The following is a 20,868-nucleotide window of genomic DNA, read 5'->3' as shown; positions in this document are numbered from 1 at the left end:
TAACGTTCTGCGGGCCAGACTGCGGCGCACTCTGTGCCGCACGGAAGGAGCCGGTGGCTGCCACCACCGGCCCTTGGTCATCAAAGATCATACAAGGGTTCCTCCCCCGGCAACCGGGATTGCCGGCGCAATGGCGATGGCGAGGAAAAACGCGCTCAGCACTACCGAACTGACGGCGGTGGCTACCTTGCTGAGGAGATTGGTGTTGCGGGACATCGGGTGCATCCTTGAAACGTCGGTCAACCAGATCAGTGTCAAATCATCAGCGTGGGTGACGCGGGGATGATGGTGGCGGCCATGACCAGAGCGGTCAGGGTCAGCGAAGCGAAAGCGGCAAAGGCGCGGTTGGCGTTCAGGAACATCATTGTAACTCCCTTGGTGTCTGTCCGGCGGATCATCCGACCGGATATCCAATGCTTCGCAAGGCGCGTGCCAATGTCGCAACTGCTTGATTTGGCTACCATCTCCTGCGGTGGTCCAAAAGGAAGGGCCGATGGTTCGCCAAGTGTTGGCGTGTTATGCCAATGTTCAGGATAGTCATTCGCTCTGGCGGGTACCAGCCGCACGCGGTAGTGCGGCACGGGCATGGCGCTCGACCGCATCACCCTCGCCCATTTCCGCAACCACCGCGATACTCAGCTGCAAGACACGCGGCAGATCAACATCCTGATCGGTGACAACGGGGCCGGCAAAACCAACATCCTTGAAGCATTATCGCTGCTGGCGCCAGGCAGAGGCTTGCGCCGGGCGCCGCTGGAAGAAGTGGCCAGCACCGGACATGACGGGTTCGCGGTTGGCGCGGATCTTGTCCCTGGGAACGCGCGACTGGGCATCTACACCGACGCAGGGCGGCCTGGCCGCCGTCTCGTGCGGATCAACGCAGCGCCCGCGACCGGCGTCCAGTTGGCGGAATGGCTTTCCGTCACCTGGCTTACCCCGGCGATGGATGGCCTGTTCACCGGCACTGCGAGCGGGCGCCGACAGTTCGCCGACCGGCTGGCCGTTGCGCTGGACCCGCTGCACGCTGCCCACGCGTCACGCTATGCCGCCGCCATGCAAGAAAGGGGGCGGCTGCTCGCGGGCGACGCGCCGGTCGAAGCGGCCTGGTTCGACGGAGTGGAACGGTTGATGGCGGAACACGGCGCGGCGCTCGCCCGCGGACGCGCGGCCTTGATCGACGCTTTGAACAACGAGCTGGCCGCCGTGCCCGACGGGCCGTTCGTTCGGCCGGTTCTCACCTATCTTGCCAATGGCCCCCAGGATGCGGCGGCCCTGCATGCAGCTCTGGGCGCCAACCGCCAGGATGACCTGCGCGCCGGGCGGACGTTGATCGGGCCACATCGCGACGAACTGGCCGTGACGCTGGCGGCAAAGAACATGCCCGCCGCGCGCAGTTCCACCGGCGAGCAAAAGGCAATGCTGATCGCCATTGTGCTGGCCCACGCGGGGATGGCGGCGCGTGGGCGGCCCAGCGTCCTTCTGCTCGACGAAATCGCCGCGCATCTGGACCCGGTGCGGCGGGTGGCCCTGTTCGAACGGCTGCTGGCGGGGCAGGGGCAGGTCTGGATGACCGGGACGGAACGGGCGCCATTCGAACCGGTGGCGCAGCAGGCGGCAGTGTGGCAGGTCGCGAATGGGCGCGTCGTGCGAGTCTAGCCCGGAGCGCTAAGCGTCCTCCTCAGGCAAGGCGCGCGACACTTCTTCGACCGTCGCAGCGACCAGCGCCTCGATGCCCTGCGCCGTGGGGTGAATACGGTCCTGCTGAATAAGCTGCGGCTGATCGTAGATGCTTTGCAGGAAGAACGGCACCAGTTGCGCGCCATATTCTCGCGCCAGGTCCGGGTAGATCGCGTCGAACTGCGCCACGTAATCCGCGCCAAGGTTGGGCGGTGCACGCATGCCCATCAGCAGCACGGGAATCTCTCGACGGCGCAGTTCGGCCAACATCGCGGCAAGGTTCGCGCGCGTCTGTTCAATCGGCACCCCGCGAAGCAGATCGTTGCCGCCAAGCTCGAGAATGAACAGATCCGGCCGTTCCTCCTGCGCGTCGAGCGTAAAGGCGAGCCGCGCCCGGCCTGCCTGCGTCGTGTCCCCCGATACGCCGGCATTGACCACCTCCGCATTGATCCCTCGCGCCCTCAGCGCCGCCTGCAGGCGAGCGGGATAGCTTTCCTCCGGTGTGACGTTGTAACCGGCGAACAGGCTGTTGCCGAATGCGAGGATGCGCCGCTCTGGCCCCGCAACCGGAACTTGGGGCGTCGATGTAGGGAGCGCTTCTGCGGCGGGGGCGGCAGGCTGAACACTCGCCGGCTGGCTTTCGCAGCCCGCCAGCAGCAGTGCCAGCAATGCGCCCGCAAACAGTTTCGCCATAGTTGCCCTTCCTTGTCTGTTCACATTGCCTATGCCATCGGGCGCGTGTGACAAGCCCCCTTTTGGCGATTTCCGCCCGCAACCTCACCTTGCAACTTGGTTCCGCCGCCTCCGCGGTGACGATCCTGCGCGGGATCGACCTCGACGTCGCTGCCGGGGATACGGTCGCGGTGCTGGGTCCGTCCGGGTCGGGCAAGAGTTCGCTGATGGCGGTATTGTCCGGGCTTGAGCGGGCGAGCGGCGGCACTCTGGAAGTTGCCGGCCAGGATTTTGCCGCTCTGGACGAAGATGCGCTCGCCCATGCGCGGCGGGGACGGATCGGCATCATTCTGCAAGCTTTCCACCTGCTGCCGACGATGACCGCGCTTGAAAACGTGGCAACCCCGATGGAACTCGCCGGAATGGCCACGGCGCGCGACCGCGCGGCCGCCGAACTGAGTGCAGTCGGTCTAGGCCACCGCATGACCCATTACCCTCAGCAGCTGTCCGGCGGGGAGCAGCAGCGCGTGGCCATCGCCCGCGCCACCGCGCCCGCGCCGCAGATCCTGTTCGCGGACGAACCGACCGGTAATCTGGACAGCACGACCGGGGAAGCAATCATCGACCTCCTCTTTGCACGGCGGGCACAGAGCGATGCGACCCTGCTGGTCATCACCCATGACCGGGAACTGGCGGAACGCTGCGGCCGCGTGCTGACGATGGAGGACGGGCGGATCGTGGGCGATCGGCGCACGGCATGAAGGCGCAGGGCATCGGCTGGCGGACGGCCTGGCAACTGGCCCGGCGCGATCTCAACGCCCGGTTCAGGGGGCTGCGTCTCCTTCTGGTTTGCCTGTTCCTCGGCACTGGCGCGCTGGCGGCGATCGGCACCCTCACTTCGGCAATCGAGCGGGAACTGGCAGCGAGCGGCGGCGAACTGCTGGGCGGGGACATCCAAGTCAGCGTCTGGCAGCGCGATCTGAACCCGGCGGAGCGAGCCGCGCTGGCGGAACTCGGCCGCGTGTCGGGCGGCACGCGCCTGCAGGCGGTAGCCCGTGCGGGCGACGCAACCGCGCCGATCGAATTGAAGGCCGTCGACGCGGCTTACCCGCTCTACGGCCGCCTCACACTGACCGACGGGCGCAGTGTCGGACCGCCGCCCGATGGCGCAGCCTGGGCGGCGCAGGGCGCGCTGGACAGGCTGGGCGTGGCGGTCGGCGACAGGTTCCGGATCGGGACGCGCGATGTTGTGGCGGCCGGCGTGATCGCCAACGAGCCGGACCGACTGGGCGAGGGTTTCCAGCTCGGCCCCACCGTCATCGTCGCACAGGATTTTCCGGCCAGCGCCGGCCTGCTGGCACCCGGCTCGCAGTACCGCAGCAAGTACCGGGTGGCCTTTGACGCACCGCGCGACCGGCAGGCGACTGCGGACGCGCTGGAACAGCAGTTCCCCACCAGCGGCATCGAACTCAGAACCAGTGACCGCGCATCGCCGGGCGCGGACCGGTTCATCACCCAGATGAGCGAGTTTCTGCTGCTCGTCGGGCTCGCGGCGCTGATCATCGCGGGGATCGGCATTGGCGGCGGCGTTGCCTCTTACCTCGAAGACCGACGCCAGAACATCGCCACCCTGAAGGTGCTGGGGGCGACCAGCGGCGATATTGCCCGCATCTACGGTCTGCAGATCGCCGCGGCGGCGCTGGTGGGCAGTCTGGCCGGGCTGGCCGTCGGTGTCGCCATAACCCCGCTGCTGGCCCGTGCCCTGTCGGGGTTGTTGCCGGTGCAGAGCGGATTCGTGATCGACCCCGTCGCCCTGCTTGTAGCGCTTGCCTATGGAATGCTCGTCGCCCTGGTGTTCGCCGCGACGCCGCTGACGCGGGCGCGGCATTTTCCTGCGATGGCGCTGATGCGCGCACGTGTGGCTCCGTTGGGGAGAGACAGGCAGGCGCTGCTGTGGGTGACTGGCGGGCTGGCGGCGATCGTCGTGCTGGCTCTGCTCACGTCCAGCCGGCCGCTGTTGTCGGGCGGGTTCCTGGCCGGTGCGGCTGCGGCGCTGGGCCTGATCGCGGCACTTGCCCTGGCAATCAAGTGGCTGGCCCGCCGCCTGCCCACCGGCGGCAGCCCACTGGTTCGCAATGCCTTGGCCAATCTTTCGCGGCCGGGCGCTAACATCGTTCCGCTGGTGACGGCGCTCGGCTTTGGCCTGTCCGCGTTCGTCCTGCTCGCCGCCATTCAGACAAGCATCGACGGCAACATCCAGACCCGCGTGCCCGACCGCGCGCCCGATTACTTCGTGCTCGACATACCGCCTGATCATCTGGGACAGTTCGAAACGGTCGTGCGTGGCGCAGATCCCGCGGCCGAGCTGCGCGCCGTGCCCAACATGCGCGGCGCCGTGGTCGCTTACGGTCCCGCAGACAGCATGACCCGCGTCGCCGACCTGGCGGAGTTGCCCGAAGGAGCCTGGGCGCTGCGGGGCGAGCGCGGACTGACCTACGCCGATGCGGTGCCGCCCGGCAATCGCATTGTCGCCGGCGACTGGTGGGGCGCGGATTACGCGGGCGAGCCGGCCGTCTCGGTGGACGAAGAACTGGCCGACGCGATCGGGCTGAAAGTGGGCGATTACCTGACCGTGGCGGTGCTGGGGGTCGAACGGCGGGCGCGGGTGGCCAGCCTGCGGCAGATCGACTGGGACTCGCTTGGCTTCAATCATGTACTGGTATTCTCGCCCAACACTCTGCGCGATGCGCCGCACACCTTGTCGGCAACCATTTCCCTGAGCCAGCCGGACGCTGCCCGCCCGCTGCTGCAGGCGCTGGTCGCTGCCTTTCCGGCAAGTTCCGTCATCGAGGTCGGGCAGATCCTGACGCAGGCGCGTGACCTGCTGGGGCAGGTCGGCCTCGCGACCCTGGCGGCCGCATCTGTCGCGGTGCTGGCCGGGCTTGCCGTGCTGCTCGGCGCCATTGCGGCGGCACGAGCGGCGCGAATGTATGACACGGTGATTCTTCGCGTACTCGGCGCGGATCGGCGGCAGATCCTGCTGATGCAGCTGGTGGAATACGCCGTCCTGGTCACGGTCCTGGCCGTGGTGGCCCTGCTGCTGGGCAGCGGGATTGCCTGGGCCGTGGTGACGCAGCTGTTCGAATTCGACTGGCTGCCCGACTGGCCGGTGGTCCTTGGCGTCCTGGGGCTTGGCCTTGTCACCGTGTTCCTGTTCGCGCTAGGCGGCGCGCTGCCCCTGCTCCGCGCCAAGCCCGCAGCTGCCCTTCGTACCCTTTGAGTTGGTTTTTATGCGCTTATTGTTGCAAGTTCTCTATTTCAGTCTGCTTGGTGTGATCCTGTTCCTGGCGCTGTCACCCGATGTCAGCGTGATGGCTGGATCGGAAAACGACAAGGTAAACCACTTCGCCGCCTTTATCACGCTCGCGCTGTTTGCCCGCCTGTTATGGCCGCGCACGCATATCCTGCTGCCTTTTCTATGGCTGACCGCACTGGGGGCGGGCATCGAAATTCTGCAGGGGGTCATGGGTCTGGGCCGCGAGGCCGACTTCAAGGATCTTGCGGTCAACGTCGCCGCGACGGCGGCCGGCTTGATGCTGGCGCAAGGCCTGCTCGTCACGTGGAAGCAGCAGATGGAATAAGCAACAGGGGCTTTGCAGCTTTTGTGCTGCAAAGCCCCTGGCTCCTCTCCCGTCAGGAAGCTCTCAGAACTTGAACCGCGCCGTTACGCCGTACGTGCGCGGCTGGTTGGGGTAGCCGGACACTGTACCGGCCTGCGCCACACCGTCAAAGATCGACAGGATATACCGCTCGTTCAAGAGGTTGCGGACGAACCCGGTCACTTCGATACCGTTGTCCATGGCCAGGGTCAGCGATCCGTTCACCAGATTTACCTCGCGCTGGAACTGGCGGTTTACCGCCAGACCCTGTTCGATGGTCGGGAAGCCGAGCAGCCCTTCGAGAATGAAAACGTTGCTCTCGTGGTAATAGTCCACGCGCCCGATCAGCTGGTTGCCGGTATTGCCGAGGTCGTGGGTGTAGGTGGCCGAAGTGGAGATGGTGTATTCGGGGATGCCGGGCGGGCGGGTACCGCTCAGGTCCCCGAACGGAGAGCCGGAGAAGTCATCGTAGTTTGCATCAAGATAGGTGAGGCCGAAGGTGAAAACCAACGGCTCCACCGGCTGAATGGTCGTGTCCAGCTCGAAACCACGCGTTGATTGCTCGCCGGCGTTGACCAAGGCAAAGCCGGTGCCCGTAAAGATGTTGCGCTGGAAGTTTTCCAACTTCTGGTCGAACAACGCCAGGTTGACGGTCAGACCGGGCCACGACCCTTTGAGGCCCAGCTCGATTACGGTTGCTTCTTCCGGTCCGGCGACCCGCGTGCCGGTGCGCAGGTTCGGGACGATCAGGCCTGCGTCACGGATCGGCGATGGCGGTGCCAGAATCACGCTTCCCCGCGGCCCGGCGGTGAATTCGGCCGGAGTAGGCCGGCTGTCGCGCGAAAGGTTGACCGACGACGGTTTGTACCCGGTGGCGTAGGTAAAATACACGTTCAGCGCATTGGACACGTCATACGATGCGCGCGCGAGATAGCTGATGTCGTCGTCGCGGGTTCGCCCCGGTTCAACTGCGTTGGGAATGTTGAGGAACGGTGGCAGGAACTGCAGCGGCTGCAGCGCGAGCAGAGGATTGGTCGCCGGGTTCAGCGCCTGGCCCGTAATCGCCTGGAAGATCGGTGCGGTCGCCGGATTACCCGCAAACCCTTGGATCACAGCCGGAGTGACTTGCGACGGGGGAATCTGCAGCGCTTGGGCGATACCGCCGACAATGAAGGCGTCCACCAGGTTGACGTTCGCCAGCGGATCGGTCGACACCTGCGAAAGCTGGAAATCCTTCTTGTCGTTGGTGTAATTGATGCCGCCAGTAAGGGTTAGCCGGTCGGTGACCTCGAAATCCACCGTACCGAAGAACGAATAATTTTCGTTCTGCAGCGCGAAGTTTTCCACCGTGGACGGACCTTGCGCGAAAATCGATCCCGCCGGAAACCCAAGTTGCGCTTCAACCACCGGCAGCGCGCCGCCGGCCAGCAGGTTGAAGAAGCCGCGCGTATCCGCTCCGTTGATGATGGAGCTGACCTGGTTCACGTCTTCCTTGAAGTAGAAACCACCAACCAGGAAATTGAGCGGACCGTCGAAATCCGAGGTTATGCGGAATTCCTGCGTAAAGGTTTCGACCTTCTGGTCGCGCAGTTCGTTGATGAAGTCCGCACTGGTGAAATCGACATCCTGCAGGAAGACATTGGTCAGTTCGCGATAGGAGGTGATGGACGTGGCGGTCAGGGCGCCAAGTTCCAGATCGGCCTGCAACGACCCGCCGTAACTCTCGATCTCGTTGCGGGGCAGGCGGTTGAGGAAGGTGCGATCGGCAAACAGGTCTTGCGGCACCAGGGCGCCGCCCACCCCGAACACCGCCGCCGTGGTCGGTCCTGCCAGCAGGTTGCCGGCGTAACAGCAGATCTCGTCGATTTTCTGATAGTCGCCAATCGCCCGCAGCCGCAGCGCGCCATCATTATCGAACAGCAACTGTCCGCGCGCCGACCAGCGGTTGCGGTCGTTTACCTTGTCGTTGAAACCAACCGCTTCCACGAAGCCGTCGCGGTTGTTGTAATTGCCTTCGAGCGAGAACGCGATCGAATTGGTGATCGGGCCTGTGACATTTCCCTGCAACACGATCTGGTCGTAATTGCCATAGGTCGCGGAAACCGCACCGCCGAATTCAAACTGCGGTTCGCGCGTGATGACGGAGATGACGCCGGCGCTGGCGTTCTTGCCGAACAACGTCGATTGCGGACCGCGGAGCACTTCGACCCGGCTGATGTTGGCCAGATCCCCGATCTGCCCGGCCGAGCGCGAGCGGTACACCCCGTCGATGAACACGGCGACCGATGGTTCAACGCCGATGTTGTTATCGCCATTGCCGAAGCCGCGGATGATGAAGGTTGTGTTCGATGAGTTCTGCAGCTGGCTGACGCGCAGGGACGGCGTCACTGTCTGCAGGTCGATCAGATCGCGGATTTCCGCCCGCTCGATCGTCTCCGCCGTAGTCACGGTGACCGCGACCGGCGTGTCCTGCAGAGTCTGCGCCCGCTTCGTCGCAGTGACGATAATTTCGTTGCCGAAAGCGGTTGATGGCTGATCGGCACCTTGCTGCCCCGTGGTGGCCGGCGGCGCATTGGTTGTCGCCTGCTCCTGCAACCGCGGATCGGGGTCCTGGCCCGCCTGCGTTGCGGTGGTCTGCGCCGCCGCCGGCATCCCTATCGCCACGCTGCCAAGCAGAGCCGCGCGCAGCAAACCCTTGCGGCCAAAACCCCTCACAACCATTCCAGTCTTCCTCTTCCCATCGGTCGCTCCTGGTGCCGGAGCTTGACCGTCAAACACCCGCGCAGCTTATCATCGCGGCGCGCCTTAGCAAGCGGCAGTATGCTGTTGGTCCGCATTGTTGCAGGGAAGCGACAGCGCGATCCGCAAGCCGCCCGCCTTGCCGCATCGCAGCAAAGCCGCTATGCGCGCGCCGACCCGCTGCCCTTGCGGCCCCCCTTCCCCGAACAACAGAGAGTTCCCCAATGTCCCGCGCCCTTCGCAACATCGCGATCATCGCCCACGTTGACCACGGCAAGACCACCCTGGTCGACCAGCTGTTCCGCCAGTCCGGCACCTTTCGCGAAAACCAGCGCGTGGAAGAGCGGGCGATGGATTCCGGGGACCTTGAAAAGGAACGCGGCATCACCATCCTCGCTAAATGCACCAGCGTGGAGTGGCGCGATACCCGCATCAACATTGTCGACACACCGGGTCACGCGGACTTCGGAGCCGAGGTGGAGCGAATTCTGTCGATGGTTGATGGTGTCATCCTGCTGGTCGACGCAGCGGAAGGACCGATGCCGCAGACCAAGTTCGTCACCGGCAAGGCGCTTGCCCTCGGCCTGCGGCCCATCGTCGTGGTCAACAAGATCGACCGCGGCGACGCCCGCCCGACCGAAGTTCTGGACGAAGTATTCGACCTGTTCGTCTCGCTCGACGCCAATGACGAACAGCTCGACTTTCCGGTCCTATACGCTTCGGGACGCGACGGTTATGCCAGCGAGGATACCGAGGCACGCTCCGGCACGCTGGACCCGCTGTTCGAACGCATCGTCGCGCACGTCCCGTCGCCCGGCCTTGATGAAAGCGGGCCGTTCGCGTTTCTCGCCACTCTCCTCGACCGGGACCCGTTCATGGGCCGCGTGCTGACCGGCCGGGTGCAGGCGGGCACAATCCGCGTCAACGATCCAATCCGCGCTCTGGATGCCGATGGCAACGTGATCGAAACGGGTCGGGCCACCAAGCTGATGAGCTTCGACGGACTTGAGCGGGTGCCGGTGGACAGCGCACGGGCCGGGGACATCATCGCGCTGGCGGGTCTGGAAAAGGCGACGGTCGCCAACACGATCGCCGATCCCGCGGTAACGCAGCCGATCGAAGCACAGCCGATCGACCCGCCCACCCTGGCCATGCGCTTTGCCGTCAACGACTCCCCCCTGGCCGGCCGCGAAGGGGACAAGGTGACAAGCCGCATGATCCGCGACCGCCTGTTCCGCGAAGCGGAAACCAATGTCGCCATTCGCGTGACCGAGAGCGCGGACAAGGACAGCTTCGAGGTGGCGGGGCGTGGCGAACTGCAGCTCGGCGTGCTGATCGAAACCATGCGCCGCGAAGGGTTCGAACTGGGCATCTCGCGCCCCCGCGTGCTGTTCGGCACCGACGAGAACGGCAAAAGGACCGAGCCGTTCGAGCAGGTGGTGATCGACGTGGACGATGAATATTCGGGTACGGTGGTCGAGAAGATGCAGCGTCGCAAGGCGGAACTGCTCGACATGCGACCATCCGGCGCGGGCAAGACGCGCATCACCTTCTCCGCCCCGTCGCGTGGTCTGATCGGCTACCACGGCGAGTTCCTGTCCGACACGCGCGGGACCGGCATCATGAACCGGCTGTTCGACCGCTATGACGCCTACAAGGGTCCGATCGAAGGGCGCACCAATGGTGTTCTGATCTCGATGGGCGCGGGCGAAGCCGTGCCCTACGCCCTCAATGCGCTCGAAGAACGGGGCGAGCTGTTCATCGGTGGGGGGACCAAGATCTACGAAGGAATGCTGATCGGCGAAAACGCCAAGCCCGACGATCTGGAAGTCAACCCGCTGAAATCCAAACAGCTCACCAACTTCCGTTCCACCGGCAAGGATGACGCGATCCGCCTTACTCCGCCGCGCATCATGACGCTGGAACAGGCGATCGCCTACATCGACGACGACGAGATGGTGGAGGTGACACCCAAGTCGATCCGGCTGCGCAAGGCCGAACTCGATCCGAACGAGCGCAAGAAGCAGAAGCGGAAGTCGGAGGCGGCTTAACCCGTCCGCGCAGAAAGCGCGCCACGCATCGCGGCGCCGTGCCGCAGCTCTTGCGGACCCGCTTCGTGGCGGGCTTAGGCAACTGGTGGGCGGCGCAGCAGGAAACGCATTCTCAACCGCTGGCAGCTGGATTGGTCCGATGCGACATCGCTTCCTTGCAAGCGGCGCGGCCGCCTGCCTCCTCGCCGCTTGCGCCACGCCGCAGCCGTGCGAGCCCACGGTAGCCGGGCTTCTGCATTGCCAGGCCGAACGCGGCGACAAACTGGCGCAGTTGCGGCTGGGCAAGCTTTACGACACCGGCCTCGCAGTTCCGCAGGATCACCGCCGCGCCGCTGCATTGTACCGTGCCGCCGCACAGTTCACGTCCGGCACCGCGTTCATCTATTCGCCGCCGATCGGCAAGTCGCCGGGCCGGGTCATGCCCATCACCACCGGCGCTGACCGGGCGGGCCTTCCGGAAGCGAAGTACCGGCTGGCCCTGCTGTATGCTCAGGGCCTCGGCGTTCCCTATGACCGCGAACGCGCCCGCGCTATGATGGCCGAAGCGATGGCGGCGGGTTTTCAGCCGTTGTAGTCACACGGCATGATCCGGCGCCTGGAGCGGCCGGTCGGCTTGTGAGCCGCGGGTCCAGCAACCTGCCGCCATGGCTCTGCCGCACATCGGCTGAATAACGGAGCGGAAGTAGCTGACCTGAACCAGACACTGCGGGGCAGCAGCAAGGCCGTCTCGAAAGCGCAAGCGCCCGCGACCGGTGCATCCGCCTTTGATCTTGCGGCGTGAGCCACTCCGGGTTCGCTGCATTGAACGGCAGGACTTTGGCAAAGCGCCTCGCTGTGCTTACAGTGTGCCCCATCTATGCGTTTGCCAATCCTGCTCCTGCCAATGGCCGTGCTGCTGCTGTCCGCCTGTGCAAAGGAACCGCCCGTTGCGCGCCAGCCCGGGGGTGTAACACCGGCTACCAGCCGCGAAGTGGCGCAATGCCTCGCCGACCTGCGCGGCGCGCGATCGGCCTTCAGCAGTGTACCGGATCAGCAGTTTGCTCCCGGCTGCGCGGTTAATGGTGCGGTGATACTGACGTCGCTGGGCGCAGATGCGGGCCAGATCGCGGTCAGCAATCTCGGTCCGGTCGCCTGCCCCCTGGCGAGCGGATTCAACGCGTGGGTGCGGTTCGGAGTGGACCGGGCCGCGCGCCAGTATCTCGGCAGCCCGCTGGCGCGGGTGGAGACAATGGGCAGCTATGCCTGCCGCAATGTGGCTGGCACCAGCCGCCTGTCGGCCCATTCACAGGCGCGGGCGATCGACATAGGCGGCTTTGTGCTGGCCGACGGGCGGCGCATTACCGTCCTGGCGGGCTGGAACGGCGGAACCGAAGCGGAGCAACAGTTCCTGCGGGTCATCCGCGACAGTGCCTGCCGCCGGTTTGGTACGGTGCTGTCGCCCGACTACAACGCCGCCCACCGTGACCATCTGCACATCGAGGAAGGCAGCGGGTCCTTCTGCCGCTGACACCCGCTGCCTTGATCGCCAGTTAGGTGTCGTGCAGCGAGCCAAGGGGGTGGCGCGCGCCAGTGCCGGCAAGGGAAGGCGAGCGCCGGAGATGCAGGCGACCTAGCCGACAAGCCGCATCCGCACCGCCGGTTCGGCCTCCAGCCTGAGCCGGATCGCTTCTGCCGCATGACGCGCACCCAGCTTGGTCATCATGTTTGCGCGATGGATTTCCACGGTTCGGGGGCTGATTGTGAGTTCACGAGCGATCACCTTGTTGGAACAGCCGCGGGCCAACCATTCCAGTACCTCCCGTTCGCGCGGGGACAGGTCCGACATCCGCTGCCATGCCGCCAGCGCGCGACGCCGCGCCGCGCCATGTGCTGCGACCTCCTGCTCGATGCGCTGCAGGCTGGCGGCGAGCGCAGTGGAGTTCAGCGGCAGGGCCAGGAAGTCGAGCACGCCTGCCCGCATCGCCGCCACCACACGTTCCGGCGCGGGATCGCTGTCCAGGGCGACTACCGGCAGCCAGCGGCCGTGCTGCGCCATCCTCGCCACGGCATCTGCGGCCGCATCGCTGCCGATCAGGATCGTGCCGGCGTCCGGCGATCCGGCCAGCAGTTCGTCGAGCGAAGCGTAGATTTCGCAATGATGCCCCATGGCGAAGCCGGTTCGAGCCAGTTCGGCACGCATCCGGGATGCGCTATGGACGATGTGCAAGGTGTGTCGCTGTTCCATGTCCGCGATGCTGGCGCAGCGCGGCCTGATTAACACGCCGAGCTGCCTCCGGATTGGACGCACTGCCCGGCGTTAACCATCGACTACGGCCTTGTCGGCGCAGCCGGACCCGTCCGCTCCGGAGTCTCTAGCCGGACCGTTCGCGATGAAAGGAATAGTCGGGCAACGAGTGGAACGCGTTCGTCAGCGCAGCGCCCCACGCCGATGATACCGCGTTAAAATACATGTCGTCCTGTTCGAACCGCGCCACATGGCTGGGCGCAAGGGCATCGCGTTCGATGACCATGAGGTCAAAGGGCATGCCCACCGACAGGTTCGCCTTCAGCGTGGCATCGAATGAAGTCAGCAGGAGCTTCACCGCATCTTCCAGGCTCATCGAACGATGGTGCGCGCGCACGATGATCGGCCGCCCGTACTTCGTCTCGCCAATCTGAAAAAATGGTGTTTCCGCGCTCGCTTCGATGAAGTTGCCTTCCGGATAGATCAGGAACAGGCGCGGGGCCATGCCGGCGATCTGTCCCGCCAGGATCATGCTTGCAGTGAAGCGGTTCTGCCCCCGATCGCCGTTGGCGTCCTGGCGCTCGGCAATGGTGCTGCGCAGTTCGCGGCCGACCTTTGTGGCAAGGTCGAACATGGTCGGCGCCGTCAACAGCACGTTGCCTCGATCGTCGGGCGTGTTCATCTGCGCTTCCAGGCGGCTGATCGTCATCTGGGTCGTGGCAAGATTGCCCGCCGTCATCAACGCGACGATCCGCTCGCCAGGCTGGTGCCAGTGGAAGGTCTTGCGGAATACCGAAATGTTGTCGACCCCGGAATTGGTCCGGGTATCGCTCATCAGGACAAGCCCCCTGTCAACCATCATCCCCACGCAATAGGTCACTGCTGCTGCGCCTCCTGTTGCTGCGCCACGCTGACGGCGACGTGCGTTACCTGCGCGGTGGCGCCATAACTGATGCCGAGGATGGGGGCCGCCTCGCGATAGTCCAGTCCGGTGGCGATGCGGACATAGCGCGCATCCGGGCTGATCCCGTTGGAAATGTCAAAACCGGTCCAGCCCAGGCCGTCCACGAACACCTCGGCCCATGCGTGGGTAGCCTCCTGCTCTATGCGGTCATCCAGCATGAGGTAGCCGCTGACATACCGCGCCGGCAGATCCAGCGCGCGCACAGCGCCGAGAAAAATGTGAGCGTGGTCCTGACATACTCCCTGCCCGCCGACATAGGCTTCTTCCGCAGTGGTCCGGGTTGTCGTTGCATCCTTGGTGTACACCACCCGCTCCCGCACCAGAGCCGACAGGTGGTGCAGCATCGCAATGGGATCGTCGCGCTGCGGGCGCATCTTGTCGGCCAGTTTGGTCAACTCTGATCCGGGACTGGTCAACTGTGTCTGCCGCCTGAAGCTCCATAGCGGGAGGTGGCCCGCATGCTGCCCGAGCACGCCGGCATCGTCCCGCGTATTGACGACGCCTTCACTCGTGATGACGACCTCTTCGGCGCCCGCGGCGATCCTCAGCAGCGTCACCGCGTTGTGATTGTGGTCTTCGTAGCAGAGTTCCTCTGTCGCCCCGCAATAGCTCAGCTCCCAGTTGATGATCGACTGTCCCTGCGTCTCCTTGGGCGTCAGTCGCAGCCGTTGCAGGCTGTAGGCGACCGGCTGATCGAATTTGTAGGCGGTGACGTGGCGGACAGAAAGGCGCATACCCGGTCTATAATTCCTCAGGCCAGAAAGCGGTAATCGGCAGCGATGGCGGCGGCGATGGCATCGTTGCGCCGCATGATGTCGAGCAGGAACTGGTGCAGACCTTGCTGAAGTATGTCATCGATGGTGCGGTTCGCCAGGTGCGTGTCTGCATCCCGCATCAACGCGTTGGCCGACCCCTCCTGCCCATGCAGCCGGGCCAGGGCCGCAAGCTCTGCCCGCAGCATGGCGTGACAGAACGCAAGGCTGCGCGGAAAACGGTCGTCCAACACCAGGAACTCGATGATTCCTCGCGCATCGATCTGCCCCGCGTGGATTGCCCGGTAGGCGCGGTCGCCGGACACGGACCTCAGAACTGTGTCCCATTGCCCGGTATCCAGACTTGATCCCACCCACGACAACGACGGCAGAAGCAGGTAGTATTTGATGTCGAGAATGCGAGCCACCGCATCGGCGCGTTCGGTGAAGCTGCCGGCGCGGGCGAAATGGTAACTTTCGTCGCGCATCATTGAACCGACCATTGCCCCATGGGCAAGGACCGCGACCCGCCGGATGAACGCGGCCACTTCACCGATCTGGTTCTGCCCGATGGGCTTGGCCAGCATGTCCGACGCGCTGAGCCAGGCGTCATTGACCACTTCCCACAATTCGCCGCTGATCCGGTTGCGGGCCGTGCGCGCGTTGGTGCGCACCTGCGCCAGCATGGCGAGCACCGATTGCGGATTGCCCTCGCCTCTCAGCATGAAGTTCCACGCCTGTATCCCGGTGTAGGTCCGGTGCTGCCGTTCGTACCCGGCCCGCTGCCCGGCCGTGGCGATTACTGACCGCCATTCCTCCTCCGCCGCCACGATGTCGCGCGTCAGCGCCATTCGCAGCCCGGCGTCGATCAACCGCGCGGTGTGTTCCGCCCGCTCGAGATAGCGGAACATCCAGAACAGCCCATTTGCCGTGCGCCCCAGCATCACTTGCTCATTCCTTCAGCACCCACGTGTCCTTGGTCCCGCCGCCTTGGCTGGAATTGACGACCAGCGACCCTTCGGTCAGGGCCACGCGTGTCAGCCCCCCTGGCGTTATCTCGATGCGGTCCGGCGACACCAGGACGTACGGGCGCAGGTCCACATGCCGCGGGGCCAGCCCTGCGTCGGTGTAGATCGGACAGGTGGACAGTGCGAGTGTCGGCTGCGCGATGTAATTGTCCGGACGGGAGACGATCTTCTGGCGGAACTCGGCGATCTGCATCTTGGTGGACGCGGGCCCGACCAGCATCCCGTACCCACCCGATCCATGAACTTCCTTCACCACCAGTTCCGGCAACTGGTCGAGAACATAGGCCAGGTCATCCGGATCGGCGCAGCGCCATGTCTGCACATTGGGCAACAGCGGCTTTTCTCCGGTATAGAACTCCACGATCTGCGGCATGAAGCTGTAGATCGCCTTGTCGTCGGCAACTCCGGTTCCCGGCGCGTTGGCGATGGTAATCCCGCCGCTGCGGTACACATCCATGATGCCCGGCACGCCCAGCAGGCTGTCCGGCCTGAATGTCAGCGGATCGAGGAAGTCGTCGTCCACACGCCGGTACAGCACGTCCACCGGCTTGTATCCCGCGGTGGTACGCATGGCGACGCGCCCGTCCACCACGCGCAGGTCGCTTCCCTCCACCAGTTCGGCCCCCATCTGGTCGGCCAGGAAGGCATGCTCGAAATAGGCGGAGTTGTAGATACCCGGCGTCAGCACTGCGACCACGGGGCGACCCCGGGCCGCGGCGGGCGCGCAGGCAGCAAGACTTTTCGCCAGTCGCCGCGGGTAATCGGATACAGTTTCCACCGGCACCCGCATGAACAGGTCGGGGAACATCGCCATCATGGTTTCGCGGTTTTCGAGCATGTAAGACACGCCGGACGGGGTACGGGCATTATCTTCCAGCACGAACCATTCATCAGGCCCGGTGCGCACCAGATCGATCCCGACGACATGTGTGTAAACCCCGCCAGGCGGGTGGAAGCCGACCATCTGCGGTAGCCAGGTGGCGTTGTTGCACAAGAGGCGCTGCGGCAGGCGTCCGGCACGAACGATCTCCTGCCGGTGGTAGAGGTCGTGGATGAAGGCGTTCAGGGCTCTCACCCGCTGCTCGATCCCGCGGGACAACCGCCGCCATTCCGCCGCGGTGACGATCCGCGGCACGATGTCGAACGGGATCAGCCGTTCTTCCGCTTCGTCGGCGCCATACACGTTGAAGGTGATGCCGGTGCGGCGAAAGATCGTCTCGGCGTCGCGGTGCTTGCGGGACAGCGTCTTTGCGTCCTGCTCCTCGAACCAGGCTTGATAATCGCTATACGCGTCGCGCACCTCGCCCGAAGGACCGCGCATCTCGTTGTATGTCTCGCCTGTAGTGGTCATCGGCCCCCGTTATCGCAACTTGGCGGGACCAGTCACCTGGCGCATTCGCCTCCATCGTCTCTAAGCGAGCGGAGCGGAGTCCAGTTCCGCCAGCACCGCCGCGACAGCTTCGGCCGAGAAGGTGAAGCCCATGTGCGTGCAGCGCAGGGCCACCGCCCTGTCACGCTCTCCCGGCCTGCCGCAGGCACAGCGCGGGCTTACCACCCCGTCGCGCGGGCTCCACAAGGCCACGGTTTCCACCGGCGGTTTTTCCGCAAGGTTGGTTTTGATCGGCAGTTCGTCGACGGAATGCCCGGCAATCGCCTGATACAGGCGCCAGACATTGTTCCCCCGCAGCGACCCGGAAAACGGCGTTCCCATCGTCACCACCTTGGCAACGGCTTCGGGATGCCGCTTGGCCAGTTCCCGTGCGAACAGCCCGCCGAGGCTCCAGCCGACAAGCGGCAGCGGCTCGCCCGTGCGCCCATGAAGGTCCAGCAACCGGCGCTCCACCAGCGCCAGCCGGTCGGGCGTGGCGCCCCAGTTCATGCCGGTGCCCCAGTGCTTCACTTCGTGGCCCGCCAGTTCCAGCGCCCTCGCCAGATAACGTAAACGGACCGGGTGCGTCGCGAAACCGGGCAACAGCATCACCATGCGCGGGGTTCGCGCAGGGGAAATCGTCAAAACCCGCTGACGGCGCTTGACCGGCTCCAGCACCCAATCGAGTTCGCCCAGCAATAGCCGGCGCGAAGGGGTGCTGACGACCTCATGCGTTGGCTGCCGCGCCAGCGCCAGACGGCGGGCGATTTCCGCCCGCTGGCCAGGCGCCACGAACCGATCAAAGACCCGCGTCAGCATCCGCGCGACCTAGCACACGGCACCTTGCGCGAAGCCGAACGCGCGCGCGAAGATCAGGCGGGGCAGTCACCGATCCGCTCGCTGCGCACGCGCAACTGCATGGCCATCTCGCCCATCTGCGGGACGGTGGACCGCATGCTCATGGTGACATCGGACGCGGTGCTGTTCGCGGTGCCGGTCATGGTCATCGTGGCCTGACCGCCCTCTCCCCGGCAGGTCATGGCCGCATCCAGCCGGCCGCCAACCGCTGAGAAGCGCTGAAACTCGCATCGCCCGTCCTGTGATTGCCGCAGCATTTCCTCATACCCGCGCTCGGCGTCTTGGGCACTGAGACAAGTTAAGCGCTCCTGCGACAAGGATGCTTCCATCATCGAGCGCAACTGGTCAGAGTTGGCGCCGGGCATCGCGGGCATCGAGAGATCGAGAAGCTGGGTGGTGATGCGGTATTGCCCTGGCTGCGGCCTGACCGCAGCGTCCGCCGCTGCGGCGACGTCCTGCTGGCTCATCGCTTCCCCCGCGGCGTTCTGTTCGTCGCCACCTCCGCACCCGGTCAGGCCGACAAACACAGCGGTCAGGAACAATGGCACTCGCATGATCGGCCCCTCCAAGGATGTGGGCTTTCATACCATACCGCAGGGCAGCACGCCAACAGCGTTCCCGATTGCAGCACCGCCTTCCTGAACCCATATGGCCGCAATGGAACTTGTAATCCGCCGCGGCCTGGAAGAGCCTGTCACCGCTGAAGATTTCGTCCCGCACCGGCCTGCCCGGCCGGAAAAGTCGCTGCCCGGCAGACGATTCGAACTGGTCTCGGACTACACTCCGGCCGGCGACCAGCCGCGCGCCATCGCCGAACTGGTGGACTCGGCCCGTGCCGGCGAGAAGACGCAAGTGCTGCTCGGCGTCACGGGGTCGGGCAAGACCTTCACCATGGCCAGCGTTATCGAAGAATTGCAGCGCCCGGCGCTGATCCTCGCGCCGAACAAGATCCTCGCCGCGCAGCTTTACGGGGAATTCAAGAGCTTCTTCCCCAACAACGCGGTGGAGTATTTCGTCTCCTACTACGATTATTATCAGCCCGAAGCCTACGTTCCGCGCTCCGACACTTATATTGAAAAGGAGTCGAGCGTGAACGAGGCGATCGACCGGATGCGCCATTCGGCCACCCGCGCCTTGCTCGAACGCGACGATGTGATCATCGTGGCATCGGTGTCCTGCCTTTACGGCATCGGGTCGGTCGAGACGTATTCGGCGATGATCTTCGACCTCAAGACCGGCACTTCGCAGGACCAGCGCGAGATCATCCGCAAGCTCGTCGCGCTGCAATACAAGCGCAACGACGCCGCCTTCCAGCGCGGCAATTTCCGGGTGCGCGGCGACAGCCTGGAACTGCACCCCAGCCATCTGGAAGACACCGCCTGGCGGATCAGCTTCTTCGGCGACGAGATCGAAGAGATTGCGGAGTTCGACCCCCTGACCGGCAAGAAGGGCGCGGTGCTGCCGTCCGTGCGGGTGTACGCCAACTCGCACTACGTCACGCCGGGTCCGACGATGAAGCAGGCGGCGGCGGCCATAAAGTTCGAGCTGGAGGAGCGGCTGAAGGAACTGCACGCCGAAGGGCGCCTGCTGGAAGCGCAGCGGCTGGAGCAACGGACCAACTTCGACCTGGAGATGATTGCCGCCACCGGCTCGTGCAACGGGATCGAGAACTATTCCCGCTTTTTGACGGGCCGCCTGCCGGGCGAACCGCCGCCGACCCTGTTCGAGTACCTGCCGGAAAACGCGCTGCTGTTCGTGGACGAAAGCCACCAGACAGTGCCGCAGATCGGCGCGATGGCGCGGGGCGACCACCGGCGCAAGATCACGCTGGCCGAATACGGCTTCCGCCTGCCGTCGTGCATCGACAACCGCCCCTTGCGCTTCAACGAGTGGGACGCGATGCGGCCGCAGACCTTCGCCGTGTCCGCGACACCTGGCGGGTGGGAGATGGACCAGACCGGCGGCGTGTTCGCCGAACAGGTCATCCGCCCGACCGGCCTCATCGACCCGCCGGTCGAGGTTCGACCGGTGGAGGACCAGGTGCAGGACTGCATCCACGAGTGCAAAGCGGTGGCGAAGATGGGTTATCGCACGCTGGTCACCACGCTCACCAAGCGCATGGCGGAGGACCTGACCGAATTCATGCACGAGGCGGGCGTGCGGGTGCGCTACATGCACTCGGATGTGGAAACGCTGGAGCGTATCGAACTGATCCGCGACCTGCGGCTGGGCGTGTACGACGTGCTGATCGGCATCAACCTGCTGCGTGAAGGGCTGGACATTCCGGAATGCGGCCTCGTCTGCATCCTCGACGCGGACAAGGAAGGGTTCCTGCGTTCAGAAACCTCGCTGATCCAGACCATCGGCCGCGCGGCGCGCAACGTGGATGGCCGCGTGATACTCTACGCCGACCGCATCACCGGCTCGATGGAACGCGCCATGGCGGAAACAGAACGCCGACGCGAGAAGCAGCGCGCTTTCAACGCCGAGCACGGCATCACGCCCCAGACCATCAAGCGGGATATTCACGACATCGTGGCGCACACCGCATCGCAGGATGGCGTGGTGATCGACACCGGCGACGCGGAACGCAACAACCTCGTCGGGCATAATCTGCGCGCCTATATCGAGGACTTGGAGAAGCGGATGCGCAAGGCCGCCGCCGACCTCGAGTTCGAGGAGGCAGGCCGGCTGCGCGACGAGATCCGCCGGCTGGAAAACGACGAACTTGGCCTGCCGGACACCGACAAGCGCGCGCCGGTGGTCGGCCGCAGCAACGAGGGCAAGCCTGGGACACGCAAGACGCGCTTTGGCAAGACGCGCTACAAGCGTATGGGTGGGAAGCCGAAGCTGGCTGAACGCTAGCTGAACGGTT

19 protein-coding genes are annotated in these 20,868 nt (G+C 65.0%); 8 read left to right on the top strand and 11 right to left on the bottom strand.

Going from position 1 to position 20,868, the window contains the following annotated elements:
- Positions 1 to 87: 87 nt before the first annotated feature.
- Together LHJ54_RS08190 and LHJ54_RS08185 are read right to left on the bottom strand one after the other, a co-directional pair.
- On the bottom strand, positions 88 to 216 hold the full coding sequence (locus LHJ54_RS08190) for a hypothetical protein (protein ID WP_277754160.1): 129 nt from the start codon (positions 214 to 216) through the stop codon (positions 88 to 90).
- Between the two features lie 38 nt (positions 217 to 254).
- Complete coding sequence (locus LHJ54_RS08185; RefSeq protein ID WP_241721437.1) at positions 255 to 398, bottom strand: hypothetical protein; 144 nt, start codon at positions 396 to 398, stop codon at positions 255 to 257.
- 187 nt (positions 399 to 585) lie between these two features.
- On the opposite strand from LHJ54_RS08185, the gene recF reads away from it, so the two are divergent.
- On the top strand, positions 586 to 1,656 hold the full coding sequence (gene recF, locus LHJ54_RS08180; RefSeq protein ID WP_228243401.1) for a DNA replication/repair protein RecF: 1,071 nt from the start codon (positions 586 to 588) through the stop codon (positions 1,654 to 1,656).
- 9 nt (positions 1,657 to 1,665) lie between these two features.
- Here recF and LHJ54_RS08175 read toward each other — a convergent pair whose 3' ends face one another.
- The gene (locus LHJ54_RS08175; RefSeq protein ID WP_228243400.1) at positions 1,666 to 2,370 is read right to left on the bottom strand and encodes an arylesterase; all 705 of its coding nucleotides are present in this window, start codon (positions 2,368 to 2,370) and stop codon (positions 1,666 to 1,668) included.
- A gap of 62 nt (positions 2,371 to 2,432) precedes the next feature.
- Between LHJ54_RS08175 and LHJ54_RS08170 the strand changes: the two genes are divergently transcribed.
- The 3 genes from LHJ54_RS08170 to LHJ54_RS08160 are packed head-to-tail and all read left to right on the top strand — an operon-like array spanning position 2,433 to position 5,990.
- Positions 2,433 to 3,110: an ABC transporter ATP-binding protein gene (locus tag LHJ54_RS08170; protein ID WP_228243399.1), complete on the top strand. Its 678-nt coding sequence runs from the start codon at positions 2,433 to 2,435 to the stop codon at positions 3,108 to 3,110.
- A complete protein-coding gene (locus tag LHJ54_RS08165; protein ID WP_228243398.1) occupies positions 3,107 to 5,629 on the top strand; it encodes an ABC transporter permease in 2,523 nt (840 codons plus the stop codon). The genes LHJ54_RS08170 and LHJ54_RS08165 overlap by 4 nt, the downstream gene beginning before the upstream one ends.
- 10 nt (positions 5,630 to 5,639) lie before the next feature.
- Positions 5,640 to 5,990, top strand: coding sequence for a VanZ family protein (locus LHJ54_RS08160; RefSeq protein WP_228243397.1), 351 nt, complete (start codon positions 5,640 to 5,642; stop codon positions 5,988 to 5,990).
- A gap of 63 nt (positions 5,991 to 6,053) precedes the next feature.
- Here the strand turns inward: LHJ54_RS08160 and LHJ54_RS08155 are convergent, their stop codons facing one another.
- Positions 6,054 to 8,729 (bottom strand): TonB-dependent receptor, encoded by a 2,676-nt coding sequence (locus tag LHJ54_RS08155; RefSeq protein WP_228243396.1) that lies wholly within the window; start codon positions 8,727 to 8,729, stop codon positions 6,054 to 6,056.
- A gap of 242 nt (positions 8,730 to 8,971) precedes the next feature.
- Here LHJ54_RS08155 and typA point away from each other — a divergent pair, with 242 nt between their 5' ends.
- The 3 genes from typA (at position 8,972) to LHJ54_RS08140 (ending at position 12,305) form a co-directional block, all read left to right on the top strand.
- Positions 8,972 to 10,798, top strand: coding sequence for a translational GTPase TypA (typA, locus tag LHJ54_RS08150; RefSeq protein WP_228243395.1), 1,827 nt, complete (start codon positions 8,972 to 8,974; stop codon positions 10,796 to 10,798).
- A 139-nt stretch (positions 10,799 to 10,937) separates the two neighbouring features.
- The gene (locus LHJ54_RS08145) at positions 10,938 to 11,372 is read left to right on the top strand and encodes a hypothetical protein (protein ID WP_228243394.1); all 435 of its coding nucleotides are present in this window, start codon (positions 10,938 to 10,940) and stop codon (positions 11,370 to 11,372) included.
- Between the two features lie 282 nt (positions 11,373 to 11,654).
- A complete protein-coding gene (locus LHJ54_RS08140; RefSeq protein WP_228243393.1) occupies positions 11,655 to 12,305 on the top strand; it encodes an extensin family protein in 651 nt (216 codons plus the stop codon).
- 102 nt (positions 12,306 to 12,407) lie between these two features.
- Here the strand turns inward: LHJ54_RS08140 and LHJ54_RS08135 are convergent, their stop codons facing one another.
- The 7 genes from LHJ54_RS08135 to LHJ54_RS08105 all read right to left on the bottom strand — a co-directional run bounded on the left by LHJ54_RS08135 (position 12,408) and on the right by LHJ54_RS08105 (position 18,547).
- Positions 12,408 to 13,022 carry a response regulator transcription factor gene (locus LHJ54_RS08135; RefSeq protein WP_228243392.1) on the bottom strand — a complete coding sequence of 205 codons (615 nt, stop codon included), beginning with the start codon at positions 13,020 to 13,022 and terminating at the stop codon, positions 12,408 to 12,410.
- A gap of 127 nt (positions 13,023 to 13,149) precedes the next feature.
- Entirely contained in the window at positions 13,150 to 13,902 is a 753-nt protein-coding gene (locus LHJ54_RS08130; RefSeq protein WP_228243391.1) for a peptidase, read from the bottom strand.
- Positions 13,899 to 14,720 carry a transglutaminase family protein gene (locus LHJ54_RS08125; RefSeq protein WP_228243390.1) on the bottom strand — a complete coding sequence of 274 codons (822 nt, stop codon included), beginning with the start codon at positions 14,718 to 14,720 and terminating at the stop codon, positions 13,899 to 13,901. Before LHJ54_RS08125 ends, LHJ54_RS08130 begins: the two co-directional genes overlap by 4 nt.
- 17 nt (positions 14,721 to 14,737) lie before the next feature.
- On the bottom strand, positions 14,738 to 15,682 hold the full coding sequence (locus LHJ54_RS08120) for an alpha-E domain-containing protein (protein ID WP_228243389.1): 945 nt from the start codon (positions 15,680 to 15,682) through the stop codon (positions 14,738 to 14,740).
- A gap of 7 nt (positions 15,683 to 15,689) precedes the next feature.
- Positions 15,690 to 17,117, bottom strand: a complete 1,428-nt coding sequence (locus tag LHJ54_RS08115; RefSeq protein ID WP_228243388.1) for a circularly permuted type 2 ATP-grasp protein — start codon at positions 17,115 to 17,117, stop codon at positions 15,690 to 15,692.
- A gap of 60 nt (positions 17,118 to 17,177) precedes the next feature.
- A complete protein-coding gene (locus tag LHJ54_RS08110; RefSeq protein WP_228243387.1) occupies positions 17,178 to 17,954 on the bottom strand; it encodes an alpha/beta fold hydrolase in 777 nt (258 codons plus the stop codon).
- A 53-nt stretch (positions 17,955 to 18,007) separates the two neighbouring features.
- Positions 18,008 to 18,547: a DUF3617 domain-containing protein gene (locus LHJ54_RS08105; protein ID WP_228243386.1), complete on the bottom strand. Its 540-nt coding sequence runs from the start codon at positions 18,545 to 18,547 to the stop codon at positions 18,008 to 18,010.
- A gap of 103 nt (positions 18,548 to 18,650) precedes the next feature.
- Here LHJ54_RS08105 and uvrB point away from each other — a divergent pair, with 103 nt between their 5' ends.
- Positions 18,651 to 20,858, top strand: a complete 2,208-nt coding sequence (gene uvrB, locus LHJ54_RS08100) for an excinuclease ABC subunit UvrB (RefSeq protein WP_373457068.1) — start codon at positions 18,651 to 18,653, stop codon at positions 20,856 to 20,858.
- Positions 20,859 to 20,868: the final 10 nt, after the last annotated feature.

The organism is Porphyrobacter sp. GA68 (assembly GCF_022605525.1).
Taxonomy (GTDB): Bacteria; Pseudomonadota; Alphaproteobacteria; order Sphingomonadales; family Sphingomonadaceae; genus Qipengyuania_B.
The sequence above is the reverse complement of the archived record's forward strand: the minus strand, read 5'-3'. Positions and strand labels throughout refer to the sequence as shown.